The sequence below is a fragment of the Pseudoflavonifractor sp. HCP28S3_F10 genome (assembly GCF_052065415.1).
In the GTDB taxonomy this organism is placed as follows: Bacteria; Bacillota; Clostridia; order Oscillospirales; family Oscillospiraceae; genus Pseudoflavonifractor_A.
Window position 1 is genome coordinate 1 of sequence record NZ_JBQHUB010000032.1, and the last position, 13,141, is coordinate 13,141.

13 protein-coding genes, 2 tRNA genes and 1 rRNA gene are annotated in these 13,141 nt (G+C 63.2%); 13 read left to right on the plus strand and 3 right to left on the minus strand.

What is annotated here, in order from left to right:
- Positions 1-190: 190 nt before the first annotated feature.
- From ACTNBZ_RS11810 to ACTNBZ_RS11855, 10 genes are all read left to right on the plus strand, one after another.
- A tRNA-Lys gene (locus tag ACTNBZ_RS11810) sits at positions 191-266 on the plus strand.
- A gap of 2 nt (positions 267-268) precedes the next feature.
- A tRNA-Glu gene (locus ACTNBZ_RS11815) sits at positions 269-343 on the plus strand.
- A gap of 55 nt (positions 344-398) precedes the next feature.
- A 5S ribosomal RNA gene (gene rrf / locus ACTNBZ_RS11820) occupies positions 399-514 on the plus strand.
- Positions 515-576: 62 nt separating this feature from the next.
- The gene (sfsA, locus tag ACTNBZ_RS11825) at positions 577-1,302 is read left to right on the plus strand and encodes a DNA/RNA nuclease SfsA (RefSeq protein ID WP_441210110.1); all 726 of its coding nucleotides are present in this window, start codon (positions 577-579) and stop codon (positions 1,300-1,302) included.
- A complete protein-coding gene (locus ACTNBZ_RS11830; protein ID WP_441210112.1) occupies positions 1,286-1,987 on the plus strand; it encodes a GNAT family N-acetyltransferase in 702 nt (233 codons plus the stop codon). Before sfsA ends, ACTNBZ_RS11830 begins: the two co-directional genes overlap by 17 nt.
- A 96-nt stretch (positions 1,988-2,083) precedes the next feature.
- Positions 2,084-2,416, plus strand: a complete 333-nt coding sequence (locus ACTNBZ_RS11835; RefSeq protein WP_441210114.1) for a PadR family transcriptional regulator — start codon at positions 2,084-2,086, stop codon at positions 2,414-2,416.
- Positions 2,413-3,597, plus strand: a complete 1,185-nt coding sequence (locus ACTNBZ_RS11840; RefSeq protein ID WP_441210116.1) for a DUF2812 domain-containing protein — start codon at positions 2,413-2,415, stop codon at positions 3,595-3,597. The genes ACTNBZ_RS11835 and ACTNBZ_RS11840 overlap by 4 nt, the downstream gene beginning before the upstream one ends.
- Positions 3,598-3,601: 4 nt before the next feature.
- The gene (locus tag ACTNBZ_RS11845) at positions 3,602-4,750 is read left to right on the plus strand and encodes a DUF2812 domain-containing protein (protein WP_441210118.1); all 1,149 of its coding nucleotides are present in this window, start codon (positions 3,602-3,604) and stop codon (positions 4,748-4,750) included.
- 5 nt (positions 4,751-4,755) lie between these two features.
- On the plus strand, positions 4,756-5,361 hold the full coding sequence (locus tag ACTNBZ_RS11850; RefSeq protein ID WP_441210120.1) for an NAD(P)H-dependent oxidoreductase: 606 nt from the start codon (positions 4,756-4,758) through the stop codon (positions 5,359-5,361).
- Complete coding sequence (locus ACTNBZ_RS11855; protein ID WP_441210122.1) at positions 5,361-6,368, plus strand: asparaginase; 1,008 nt, start codon at positions 5,361-5,363, stop codon at positions 6,366-6,368. Before ACTNBZ_RS11850 ends, ACTNBZ_RS11855 begins: the two co-directional genes overlap by 1 nt.
- A gap of 72 nt (positions 6,369-6,440) precedes the next feature.
- Here ACTNBZ_RS11855 and recR read toward each other — a convergent pair whose 3' ends face one another.
- The 3 genes from recR to ilvA form a co-directional block, all read right to left on the minus strand.
- The gene (recR, locus tag ACTNBZ_RS11860; RefSeq protein WP_441210124.1) at positions 6,441-7,043 is read right to left on the minus strand and encodes a recombination mediator RecR; all 603 of its coding nucleotides are present in this window, start codon (positions 7,041-7,043) and stop codon (positions 6,441-6,443) included.
- A 60-nt stretch (positions 7,044-7,103) separates the two neighbouring features.
- A complete protein-coding gene (gene rpe / locus ACTNBZ_RS11865; protein ID WP_441210126.1) occupies positions 7,104-7,748 on the minus strand; it encodes a ribulose-phosphate 3-epimerase in 645 nt (214 codons plus the stop codon).
- 312 nt (positions 7,749-8,060) lie between these two features.
- The gene (gene ilvA, locus ACTNBZ_RS11870; RefSeq protein ID WP_441210128.1) at positions 8,061-9,272 is read right to left on the minus strand and encodes a threonine ammonia-lyase; all 1,212 of its coding nucleotides are present in this window, start codon (positions 9,270-9,272) and stop codon (positions 8,061-8,063) included.
- Between the two features lie 226 nt (positions 9,273-9,498).
- Between ilvA and ACTNBZ_RS11875 the strand changes: the two genes are divergently transcribed.
- The 3 genes from ACTNBZ_RS11875 (at position 9,499) to ACTNBZ_RS11885 (ending at position 13,003) form a co-directional block, all read left to right on the plus strand.
- Entirely contained in the window at positions 9,499-10,203 is a 705-nt protein-coding gene (locus tag ACTNBZ_RS11875) for a 5-bromo-4-chloroindolyl phosphate hydrolysis family protein (protein ID WP_441210130.1), read from the plus strand.
- A gap of 57 nt (positions 10,204-10,260) precedes the next feature.
- Positions 10,261-11,454, plus strand: coding sequence for a toxic anion resistance protein (locus tag ACTNBZ_RS11880; RefSeq protein WP_441210132.1), 1,194 nt, complete (start codon positions 10,261-10,263; stop codon positions 11,452-11,454).
- Positions 11,455-11,911: 457 nt separating this feature from the next.
- The gene (locus tag ACTNBZ_RS11885; protein ID WP_441210134.1) at positions 11,912-13,003 is read left to right on the plus strand and encodes a TPM domain-containing protein; all 1,092 of its coding nucleotides are present in this window, start codon (positions 11,912-11,914) and stop codon (positions 13,001-13,003) included.
- The last annotated feature ends 138 nt before the right edge of the window (positions 13,004-13,141 follow it).

Sequence of the window (13,141 nt, forward strand, 5' to 3'; positions counted from 1 at the left end):
ACATGCAGCTGACCGGTACTAATAAGCCGAGGGCTTGACCTTAACAAGAAGCAATGCAGGCGCTTGCGGAGTGTGAAATCAACTACATTGTTCGGTTTTGAGGGTGCAGGAAGTGCCCCGCTTTTTGAGAAAGAAGTGCAGGAAGCGTACAAAACTTTCTTTGCAAACTTTCTTTCTCGAAAGAAAGTTTGCACCTTTAGCTCAGTTGGTAGAGCAACTGACTCTTAATCAGTGGGTCCCGGGTTCGAATCCCTGAAGGTGCACCAATGGCCCGTTGGTCAAGTGGTTAAGACAGCGGCCTCTCACGCCGTTAACATCGGTTCGAATCCGGTACGGGTCACCAATTTAATTGAATAGAATAAGGTTGTATTTTGACCGCGAGAGCGGTTGAGATAGCAGTCGGTGTTGATTGCGGTGAGGGTCCACCCGTTCCCATCCCGAACACGGAAGTTAAGCTCACCTGCGCCGAAAATACTTGTCTGGAGACGGACCGGGAAGATAGGTAATGCCGACACAAGGAACGGACAGTCAACTGACTGTCCGTTTTTTGCATACTCCCCGAAGAGGAGTGATCATATGCAGTATCAACATATCACGCGCGGCATCTTTCGGGCACGGCCCAACCGGTTCATCGCCCATGTGGAACTGGAGGGCCGTCTGGAGACCGTCCATGTGAAGAACACCGGCCGCTGCCGGGAGCTGCTGGTGCCCGGATGCACCGTCTATCTGGAGCGGTCGGACAAGCCGGAGCGCAAGACCAAATACGACCTCATCGCGGTGGATAAGGACGGTCTGCTCATCAACATGGACGCCCAGGCTCCAAACACGGTCTTTGCGGAATGGGCCCGGGCGGGGCATTTTGTGTCCGGGCTGACCCTGTTGCGCCCCGAGACGGTATTCGGTTCCTCGCGGCTGGATTTCTACTGGGAAGCGGAGGAGTTATTCACAAAACGGCAGGGCTTTGTGGAAGTAAAAGGAGTCACACTGGAGGCGAACGGCCACGCCCGCTTCCCGGACGCCCCCACGGAACGGGGCGTGAAGCATCTGGAGGAGCTGATGGCCTGCCGGGCGGCGGGATATGAGGCAGCGGTGTGCTTCGTGCTCCAGATGGCGGGGATGAAGGACCTGGCCCCCAACGACGAGACACACCCGGCCTTTGGCGCGGCGCTGCGGCGGGCGGCCCGGGCGGGGGTCCGGGTACTGGCGGTGGAGTGCCGGGTCACACCGGACTCCCTGGTCATGGACCGGGAGGTGCCGGTGCGGCTGTGGCCTGAAGGGGGGAATTATGGAACCGATCTATGAGGTATATGATCGTGAGATCGGCTTGAAAGGCAAGGCCTACATTGCCCTGCGGCGCTGCGATGTGGAGCAGGCGGGGAGAGTACTGCGGCAGGAGCTGGAAAACCTCTCCGCTCAGGGCGCGAAAGAGATTTTTGTAACGTCCTCCGACCCTGCGCTTCTTCTGCGGGAGGGAGACTATCCGGAGTATTCCCTGCGGCTTGTCCGGGAGATGGTGCGGATGGAGCGCGGGCTTTCGTCACTGCCTGAGGGAGGTGGGGTCCGCCTGGAGCCTCTGACCGGGGCGCGGCAGGAGGAATGGCTGGCCCTCCATAACGAGAGCTTTTTCGATATGCCCAACTCCGCCACCTATGGCCCGGAGGAACTCGAGGAGCGGCAGGGGCCGGAGCATGTGACCGCCTTCGCTCTGGCGGAGGGGGAGCCGGTGGGGGTCTGTGAGCTGGACCTGTCCTGCCGGCTGCCGGAGATCGAGGGCATTGGCCTGCTGCCCCGCTGCCGGGGAAAGGGACTGGGCCGGGCGCTGCTCCACGCCGCCATGGCGGAGCTGGCAGCCCGGGGCTATGAAAACTGCCAGCTGCTGGTGGCCAGCGACAACCGGCGTGCACGGACACTTTATGAGCGGACCGGGTTCCGGGAGACCAGGGTACAGAGCCGCTGGTTCCGGCTGCTGCCCAATCCGGAAAAATGAGAAACAGAGGGAAGCCCGCTTGGGCTTCCTTTTTTTGCTTGACATATATCGAATATCAATATATTATGGAGACAGAAACGGAGAGGGGGCGGGACTGTGGCGCGCAAAAAACTGGATACGCTGACCGAGCAGATGTTTTACGTGCTGCTGGCCCTGCGGGAGGAGCGGCACGGCTACGGGGCCATGCAGTATATCTTCGCCCTCACCGGCGGCCGGGTGCGCGTGGGCGCCGGGACGCTGTACGCTCTGCTGGAGCGGTTTGAGAAGGACGGGCTCATCACCCGGACCCGGACTGAAGAGAGTCGGAAGTACTACTGTCTGACGGCAGAAGGGGAGCGGGTGCTCCGGACGGAGTACGACCGCATCCGCCGTCAGGCCCACGATATGGAGCGGGCCCTGAGCGGCGAGGGGCAGGGAGGGACACTATGAACTGGAAGCTGGGATATTTCCCGTTTTGCGCGGTGGATTACCGGGCGGCCCAGGCCTGGCTGGACCGGCAGGGGGCCATGGGCTGGCGGCTGAAAGGCATCCATCTGGGCTGCATCGCCCGCTTCGAGCGGAGCGGGCAGGAGCGTGTGCGCCACTGTGTGGACCTCCACCGGGAAGTGGACGGCATCTGGGACGGTGACGAGTATCTCCGGCTCTGTGCCGACAGCGGGTGGGACTATGTGACCTGGGTGCGGGGCATGGCCGTCTTTGCCGCCCGGCCGGTGTGCGACCCGGCCCCGCTCCAGACCGACCGCGGGCTGGAGGAGGAGACCTTCTGGCGGCGGGTGATCCGGCGGGACCTGCTGGATACCCTGCTGGGCGTGGTTATGCTGGCGTTGCTGGGGGTGTTGTGGGCGGTGGCCTGGGGCGGCGAAGGGGGCCTGCGGGCCCGGCCCTCTTATGAGCTGCTGTGCAGCACCGGCGCACTGCTGCTGGCAGCCAGCCTGGTGGTACTGGCGGTAAGCCTGATATGGGACCCCGTTTATCACCTGCGGCGGTGGCGGCAGCGGAGACGGGGCGGGCAGACCGCCGGACCAAAGACCTTCTGGCCCCGGCTCTACGGCACCTGGTCCCTGCTGCCCAAAGCGCTGATGACCGCTTATCTGGTGTTCTACCTGCTGGAATTGGGCATAGGGGCCTTTGGCGGCTACAGCGGCCGGGAGGTGGCGGACCGCCGGCCGGAGCTGCGGGAGAGGCCGGTGGTCATGGCCGAGGTGCTGGGCGAGGACCCAGCGGCGGTCTGTTACCTCTCCTGGGAGCCGGTGTGGTCCCTCCCGGTCCGGGGGGGCCGGTACTTGGAGCAGATCCGGGATGAGGATGGCTGCCGGTATATCTGGTGCGACCGGTATACCTGCGTGACTGAGGGATACGCCTCCCTGCTGGCCGGGAGCATCCGCCGGGACTGCGGAGAGCGCAGCCGGATGGCGTACGGCGTTTTGCACTTTCAGCCCGCGGACCTGGGCGTGGATGAGGGGTGGGCCACGGAGGACGGGGCCTTCCTGCTGCTGCGGCAGGGGCGGACGGTGGCCCTGGTGGGTACGAACTGTATGGACGGACCGGAGCCCGACCTGCGGAAACCGGAATATCTGACATCTATCACGGAAAAACTGGAATTGGGGTGAAAATATGAAGCGGCGGTATGCGTTCTTTCGCTTCCAGCCCTCGGACTGCCGGGCGGCGGAGGCCTGGCTGGAGGGGTGGAAGGCCCGGGGCTGGGAGCTGGAGAAGATCATCTGGCCCTGGCTGGCCGTCTTTTTCCCTCTGGAGCACACACAGGTGCGTTACGCTGCCGAGCGGATGGAGGGAGACGAGGGACAGATCGAGACATATCTGACCCTATGCGCTGACGCCGGGTGGGAGAAAGTGGGGGAGACCGGCGGCCTCTTTCTCTTCAAATCGGCGCCCGGACAGAACCCCGCGCCCCTGCAGACCGACCGGTCGCTGGAGGAGGAACACCTGCAAAAGGCAGCGGTGCGGCCCATGATCTCTGCCGCCCTCACCCCCATCCTGGCCATGGGGATCAACGCCGCCCTCCGGTGGGGCATGGGGGGTGCGGCCTACTGGTTCGAGGCCTTTCTGGACCTGCGGGCCATGGCGCTGCTGGGACTGCTGGCGGTGCTGGTGGGCTGGAACCTGTACCTTGCCTTCCACGCCTGGCGGTATGGACGGGCGTGCCGCCGTGCCCGGACGCGGGGCGAGCAGATGCCTGTTCCCGGGGTGACGGGAGCGCTCCTCCGGGGACGGCTGGACTGGGTCATCTGGACGGCTCTGCTGCTGGTCCTGCTGCTGAGCATGGGGAACAGCGGGCCGCGGCGGGAGGTGCCGCTGGAACGTGCCGCCTTGGAGGTAGAGGGACGCCCTCTGGTCACCGCGGCCTGTCTGGGGGGCCGGGACAGACCCGGCGATGTGCTGTGGATGGAAGAGGGCCCTTTCGTGCGGAAGCTGAAGCTCATCCAGACCATGGGCGGGGACGGGCTGCTGTGGAGCGAGCGGTATGACGCCCGCTGGCCCTGGCTGGCCGAGGATATTTTTCAGGAACTGAGTGCCAAAGCGGACCGGGACCAGACCCGGAAGGTGATCTGCGGCGCGGGGGAGGGCACAGCCCTCCGGCTGGAGCCGCCGGAAGGAGTGGAGGCCGTTTTGCTCCGGTACGAGCGGGGAGACTGCCTTGTGCTGCGCGGCGGGACCACCGTGGCGCGGCTGGCGGCGGATCTGGACTTTACGGATGAAGACATCCTTGATACAATAGTTTCACAGCTGAATTTAGGAGCGTGAGTCCCATGGCAAAAGTTCTTTTTATCAATGCCTGCGTCCGGGGCGAGCAGTCCCGCACGCTGAAGCTGGCCCGCCATTTCCTGGCGGAGTACGCCGCCATCCACCCGGAGGATGAGATCACCGAGCGGGACGTGTGCCACCAGTGGCTGGAGCCCCTCTACCCCGAGCTGCTGGAAAAGCAGGAGGCCCTTCTGGCCGCGGGGCAGACCGATGATCCCATGTTCGACGTGTCCCACCAGTTCACCGGCGCGGACAAGCTGGTCATCGCCGCCCCCTTCTGGGAGCAGTCCTACCCTGCGGTGCTGCGGATCTATCTGGAGCGGGTGTCCGGCGTGAACCTGACCTTCTACTACGATGAGGACGGCGTGAAGCACGGCCTTTGCAAGGCAAAAAAGATGCTCTTCATCACCACCCGGGGCGGCGACTTCTCTTCCCCCGAGGTCCAGTGGCAGGAGATGGGCGCCAACCAGCTTAAGGCTATCTGCTACAATTTCCAGATCCCTGAATTCAAATGTATCGCCGCCGACGGCCTGGACATCGTCACCAACGACCCGGAGGCCATCATGGCCGACGCCATGGAGCGGTGTGTCCGGGCGGCAAAGGAGTTTTAATGGAACGGAAAAAGCTGCTGCTGCTGGCCACCGGCGGCACCATCGCCTCCCAGCCCACGGCGGAGGGCCTGGCCCCCGGACTGGACGGGGAGGCCCTTACCGATCTGCTGCCCGCTGCCGTGCTGGCGCGGTATGACATCACCGTGCGGGATGTGCTGCGGATGGACAGCTCCAATATCCAGCCTGAGGAGTGGCAGCTCATTGCCCAGCATGTGTTTGATGCCAGAGAGGAATATGACGGCATCGTGATAACACATGGTACTGACACCATGGCCTATACCGCCGCCATTTTGTCCTTCATGGTGCGGGGAATCGGCATCCCGGTGGTACTTACCGGCTCCCAGCTGCCCATCGAGCACCCACTGTCCGACGGGCAGGAGAACCTGCGTCTGGCCCTAGCCATGGCGGAGAGCGGGGTGGGCGGGGTCTTTGTGGCCTTCAACCGAAAGGTGATCCTGGGCACCCGGGCGGTCAAGACCCGGACCACGGGGTTCGACGCCTTTGAGAGCGTGAACTGGCCCTATGTGGCCCAGGCGTCGGGGGGCGGGCTGGACCTGAACCGTGCCGCCCTGCCCCCGGCTACCGGAGAGCTATGCGTCCTGCGCGATGCCCTCTCTCCCCGTGTGTTTTTGATGAAGCTGACGCCGGGGGTGGACCCGGAGATCTTTGACATGCTGCTCCAGATGCACTACCGGGGCATCGTCATCGAGGCCTTCGGCGCCGGCGGGCTCCACTTTGTCCGCCGGGACCTGGTGGCCAAGCTCCAGAAGGCGGCCGGGGCCGGGGTGTCGGTGGTGGTGTGCAGCCAGTGTTTGTACGAGCCCAGCAATTTCTCGGTGTACGAGGTGGGCCGCCGGGCCCTGGAGCAGGGTGTGCTCCAGGGGCGGGACATGACCACCGAGGCCGCTGTGACCAAGCTCATGTGGCTCCTGGGCCAGACCGGCGACCCGGAGGAGGTCCGCCGGGGCTTTCAGACCAGCCTGGCCGGGGAGATGACAGTGGACTGAGCGGTCCGGTCAATCAAAGGACATATAAAAAAGTCTGTGCGCAGAAACGCACAGACTTTTTACATTTTGGAATCAGATCTCCCTGCGGCCCTCCAGGGCCCGCATAAGGGTGGCGTCGTCGGTGTACTCCAGATGGCTGCCCACGGGGATGCCGTAGGCCAGGCGGGTGACCTTGACGTGGAAGGGCTTCAAAAGCCGGGAGAGGTACATGGCGGTGGCCTCGCCCTCAGTGTCCGGGTTGGTGGCCATGATGACCTCCCGTACCTCACCTCCGGCCACCCGCTCCACCAGCTCCCTGATGTGCAGGTCGTCGGGCCCCACGTGGTTCATGGGGGAGATGACACCGTGGAGCACGTGGTAGAGCCCGTCGTACTCCTTGGCCCGCTCAATGGCGATCACGTCCTTGGGGCTGGCCACCACGCAGATGACGCTCCGGTCCCGCTTGGTGCTGGAGCACAGGGCGCAGGGGCCCTCCCCCTCGGTCAGGTTCTGGCACACAGGGCACAGGGAGATGGAGCGCTTGGCATCCAGCAGGGCGTCGGCAAAGGCCTGTACCTCATCCGTACTCTGGGAGAGGACAAAAAAGGCCAGGCGCTGGGCGCTCTTGCGGCCGATGCCGGGGAGCCGGGCAAACTGCTCGGTGAGGGTCTCCAGGGCGAGGGGAAAATACTGCATGGACAAGACCTCCGGTGAAAAGGGGGCGGCCTCAGAGCCGCCCCCGGATTGGGACGAGTATTACCCCCGCAGCGCGGCGATGGCCAGCGCGGGGTCGGCCGCGCCGTACACGGCAGAGCCGGCCACCAGTGTGTCGGCTCCGGCGGCAACTACCCGGCGGGCGGTCTCTGGGTTGATGCCGCCGTCCACCTCCAGCCGGCAGGCGGGGTTGTACTGGCGGATGAGGGAGCGGACCTGGCGGATGGTGTCCAGCTGGTCGGCCATAAAGGACTGGCCGCCGAAGCCGGGCTCCACCGTCATGACCAGCACCATATCCAGCTGCTCCAGATAGGGCAGCACGGCCCGGGGAGAGGTGATGGGCCGCAGGGCCACCGCCTTTTTGACGCCGCAGTCCTCCATGGCGCGGAGGGCGGCGGCAATGCCGGAGGGACCATCGGCCTCCAGATGGACCGAGAGCAGGTCGGCCCCCGCCTTGGCGAAAGCCTCGATATAGCGCACAGGTTTGTCGATCATCAGGTGTACGTCCAGAAACATGTCGGTGCATTTACGGATGGACTTGACCACCGGGACGCCGATGGTGATGTTGGGGACGAACATGCCGTCCATCACATCCACATGGAGCCAGTCCGCGGAGGAGACACGCCTGATGTCCCGCTCCAGATTGACGAAGTCGGCGGAGAGAATGGAGGGAGCGATCTTGACCACGGAGATCACCGTTCCTTTCAGAATCGTCCTGCGCCCGCAGGCCGCGGAAAAGCGCAGAAATTTTCACCTAAATTTTATCATTTATTCACCCAAAAGTAAACGCTCTCTGCTACACTGGGGAATAGCACCGGGCGCACCCCCGGCGGCGGGGCGGCATAGGATAGGGCATGCGGCAGGATGGCATGCCGTCCGCGCGGCGGGCCGGCCGGAGGCTCTCCCCGGCCCGCGGGGGCCCGGCCGGACCGAACCCGGCCGCGCGCCGCTTGAGATGACCGGCCGCCGGCAGCCAGCCGGCGGCCGGCGGCAGAACGCTTACAGGACGGTGTTCACCACACGGGCGTCGTACCCCGCGGCCTTGAAGGCGTCCAGAATGGCATTCTTGTGGGCGTGGCCGAAGGCCTCGGTGGTGACCTTCAGTTCCACGCCGGCCTGGCGGTTGATGTTGACGAACTGGTTGTGCTCCAGCTTGATGATGTTGCCGTTCTCCCGGGCCACGATCTCGGCCACCCGGACCAGCTCGCCGGGGCGGTCGGGCAGGAGCACCGAGAAGGTGAACACCCGGCCCCGGTTGATGAGGCCATGCTGCACCAGGGAGGAGATGGTGATCACATCCATATTGCCGCCGGAGAGGACAGGCACGATGTTTTTGCCCTTGCAGCTGAGGTGGTGCAGGGCGGCGATGGGGAGGAGTCCCGCGTTCTCCACGATCATCTTATGCCGCTCCATCATGTCCAGGAAGGCATCCACCAGCTCGTCATCATGGATGGTGATGATGTCATCGATGTTCTTCTGAATGTAGGGGAAGATCTTGTCGCCGGGGGTCTTGACGGCCACGCCGTCGGCAATGGTATTGATGGTGGGCAGGGTGACCACGTGGCCGGCCTCCAGGCTGGCCTTCATGCTGGCGGCGCCGGCGGGCTCCACACCGATGACGGTGACGTTGGGGTTGAGCAGCTTGGCCAGGGTGGACACGCCGGTGGCCAGTCCGCCGCCGCCGATGGGGACCAGAATGATGTCCACATCGGGCAGGTCCTGGAAGATCTCATAGGAGATGGTGCCCTGGCCGGTGGCGATGGCCGGGTCGTTGAAGGGGTGGACATAGGTGAGCTGGCGTTCCTCGGCCAGCTTGGCGCAGAGGGCGGCGGCGTCGTCAAAGGTCTCGCCGTGGAGGATGACCTCGGCGCCGTAGTCCTTGGTGTTGTTGACCTTCACCAGAGGCGTGGTGGTGGGCATGACGATGGTGGCCTTGACCCCGGCGGCCTGGGCGGCGTAGGCCACGCCCTGGGCGTGGTTGCCGGCGGAGGCGGTGATGAGGCCCCGGGCGCGCTCCTCCTCCGACAGGGTGCTGATTTTATAATAGGCGCCCCGGATCTTGTAGGCGCCGGTGACCTGCATGTTCTCGGGCTTGATGTAGATGTTGTTGCCCGTGGATTTGCTCAGGGCCGGGCTGTAGATCAGGTTGGTGTTGAGGATGACCCCCGACAGGACGCTGCGGGCGGCTTTGAATTCATTGAGCGTGAGCATGTGCGATTCCCCTCTCGGTCTTCACAGCGGATGGATATTCCGCGTCCGGGGGAGCGGAGAATGCCGTGGCCGTTGCGAAAGTTCCTTATTTTATCCTCTGTAAAGGCATATTATCTATATCATAATGAGTTTTTCCACCAAAGTCAACGTGTTCTTGACACTCCTGGCATGGAAAGGTACAATGAAATAAACTGGAAACATGGGCTCATTTTTGGAGGAAATGCGAATGGCAAGGATCATCAAAAAATCGGTGGCCCCCATCTATGCCGTGGGGGCGGTCTGGCTGGCCTGGGCGCTGCTGCTGCCCCTGTACCGGCCGGTGCACTATGTGCTGGCCGCCGCGGCGTCGCTGGCGGTCTACCTTGTGGGAAGATACGCCATCTGGAAGGACCGGGTGATCCTGACCGGAGAACAGGAGCCCGTCGGAGGGAAGGCGGCAAAGGAGACAAAGGAGGAGCCGGCCCCCCAAAAGAGCAAAAAGACCGGAGACCCGGAGCTGGACGCCCTGGTGGAGGAGAAGGAGAAGGCCCTTGGCGAGATGCGCCGCCTGAACGAAGCCATCCGGGACGAGAAGCTCTCCCGCCAGATCGACCATCTGGAGGAGGTCACCGGCAAGATCATCGACTATGTGGTGGCCCATCCCGAAAAAAAGCCCCAGATCCGAAAATTCCTCAACTACTACCTCCCCACCACCCTCAAGCTCCTCAACGCCTATGACCGCATGGACAGCGCCGGGGTGTCGGGAACCAATATCGACGGGACCATGGGCAAGATCGAGACCATGATGGATACCATCGTCACCGCCTTCGACCGGCAGCTGGACGCCCTCTTCGGGGACGAGGCCCTGGACATCTCCACCGACATCACTGTGCTGGAGCAGATGCTGGCGGGAGAGGGGCTGAGCGGTCAGCAAATGCAGTCCGGAATGTAATTTGAAATACACTTTAATACCGAGAGTAGATAAATGAGGACAGAAAGGACGATCACCATGCCTGATAACAATGATATGATGCCTGAGCTCACCCTGTCTCCCAACCTGGATACCGCTACGGCCCAGGCACCCGCGGCCCCCTCCCTGACCCTGGATCCCACCCCCGCCGCCGCTGAGGCCGCGGCGCAGGAGGAGCGGGATGCCAACGCCATCAAGCTGGACGAGAGCCGCCTCAGCGAGGCCGAGCGGAAGATGGTGGACGACTTTGCCCAGAAGATCGACATCACCGACTCCAACGTGGTCCTTCAGTACGGCGCCGCCGCCCAGAAGAACATCGCCTCCTTCTCGGAGAACGCCCTGAACGCAGTGCGGACCAAGGATCTGGGCGAGGTGGGCGACGCCCTCTCCGCCCTGGTGGTGGAGCTCAAGCATGTGGGTACGCCTGAGGAGAAGAAGGGCGGTATCCTGGGTTTCTTCCAAAAGAAGAAGGACGAACTGGAAGAGATGAAGATCGCCTACTCCAAGGCCGAGACCAACGTGGACAAGATCGCCGCCATGCTGGAGAAGCACCAGGTCACCCTGATGAAGGATGTGGCCATGCTGGACCAGATGTACGATCTGAACACCAAGTACTACAAGGAACTGACCATGTATATCCTGGCGGGCAAGAAGCGCCTGCAGCAGGTGCGCGCAGGAGAGCTGGAGGAGCTGAAGAAAAAGGCTGCCGCCACCGGCAGCCAGGAGGATGCCCAGGCCTATAACGATATGGCCAACATGTGCAACCGCTTTGAGAAGAAGCTCCATGACCTGGAACTGACCCGCATGGTCTCCATTCAGATGGGCCCCCAGACCCGCCTGATCCAGAACAACGACGCCCTGATGCTGGAGAAAATCCAGTCCTCCCTGGTGAATACCATCCCCCTGTGGAAGAGCCAGATGGTGCTGGCCCTGGGTCTGGAGCACTCCCGCCAGGCCACCGCGGCCCAGAGCGCCGTGACCAATATGACCAACGAACTGCTCAAGAAGAACGCCGATATGCTGAAGATGGGCACCATCGAGACGGCACGGGAGGCCGAGCGCAGCGTGGTGGACATCCAGACCCTGCAGCACACCAACCAGCAGCTCATTTCCACCCTGGACGAGGTCATGAAGATCCAGCAGGACGGCGCACAAAAGCGCAAGGAGGCGGAAGCCGAGCTGGGCAGGATCGAAGGCGAGCTGAAGCAAAAGCTGCTGGAGCTGAGAGGCTAGACCGAAAGAGAAGCAAACGTATTGTGACAGCCCGTTCTGCGAGCCGACGCGCCGGGTGGCGCGTTCCAAGCGTTTTGGCGCAGCCAAAACCTTGATGCCGGGCGGATTCACTCCGCCCGAGCAGATAAAAGGAAAAGGGGTCCCCAAAAATGCAAGGCGTTTTTGGGGAATGAGCTGAAGCAGAAGCTGCTGGAGCTGAGAGGCTAGACCGAAAGAGAAGCAAACGTATTGTGACAGCCCGTTCTGCGAGCCGACGCGCCGGGTGGCGCGATCCAAGCGTTTTGGCGCAGCCAAAACCTTGATGCCGGGCGGATTCACTCCGCCCGAGCAGATAAAAGGAAAAGGGGCCCCCAAAAATGCAAGGCGTTTTTGGGGAATGAGCTGAAGCAGAAGCTGCTGGAGCTGAGAGGTTAACAGAGCATTTGTCAGACAGATAACATAGAGGAAAGGGGAAGCGATGAAAGTACTGCAAAAACGTCCGGTGGCCATATTGCTGGCAGCGGTGATGATCCTGGCCGCCATTGGGATCGGTCAGGCCCGGAAGCCGGGAGGGAGCACCTCCGGCGCGGCTCCGGAGCCGGCGCTGGATACCACGCTGGACACCGGCTATGTGCACCAGTTTATCTACGATCAGGCCGGCCTGATTTCTTCGGCTGCCGAGAAAGAGATCGACGTCTATAACGCCAACTGGGACGCGCGCTATAACAGCGTGGTGGCCCTGGCCGCAGTGGACACGGCGGGCCAGACCGACATTGCGGACTACGCCTATGACATGGGCGCCCGGCTGGGCCTGGGCGAGGGGGACGCGGTGCTCCTCATCGCTGCGGAGGACGCGGCTTACTACTTTGCCTACGGCGATGATTTTGCCACCATCATGACTCAGACAGTGACGGACCGGCTGGACGGCATCCTGTCGAGGGAGTATGGAAACGGCCAGGCGGATACGGCGGTGCTGAATTTCTATGCCGCGCTCAATGAGGTGTATCTGGACAATTTCGGCCTGGGCAATCAAAGTGAGAATGTGGCACAGGAGCATTATGGGCCTGCTTACGCCGGGGTGGACCTGATTACCACGGTGGTGGTACTGGCGGTATTCTGTCTCATCGTGGCGTCGGTGGCCGACCAGTACCGCTATAACGAGTACCGGCGGCGGTACTACGGCGTACCCAACCCGCCGGTGATCTTCCGGCCCATCCTGTTCTGGCACGGACCGGGGTACGGCTGGTATCGCCGGCGCTGGTCGGCGCCGCCCCCGCCTCCCACCGGCAGAGGGCCGGGAGGCTTCGGGCCGGGGAACGGCGGCCCCACCGGGGGCAGCCGGAACAGCAGTTCCTTCGGCGGCGCGGGCAGCCGCGGCCCCAGAGGGGGCGGTACCTTCGGCGGACGGCCCTCCGGCGGCAGCCGTGGCGGCTTCGGCGGGTCCTTCGGCGGCTCCAGAGGAGGCGGCAGTTTCGGCGGCAGCCGGGGCGGCGGTTCCTTTGGCGGAGGCGGCCGGGGAGGCTCCTTCGGCGGCGGTGGCCGCGGCGGTTCTTTTGGGGGCCGCCGCTGACCGGAAGCAGATCAAATACAAAAGGGAGCGTGTCCACGCTCCCTTTTGCGTTGGCCCGGAAAGTGGGCCCGCCTTGCATTCCCACCCGGGGTATGGTATCCTGATACTGATTTCAAATAAAATGCTTTATTTGAAATC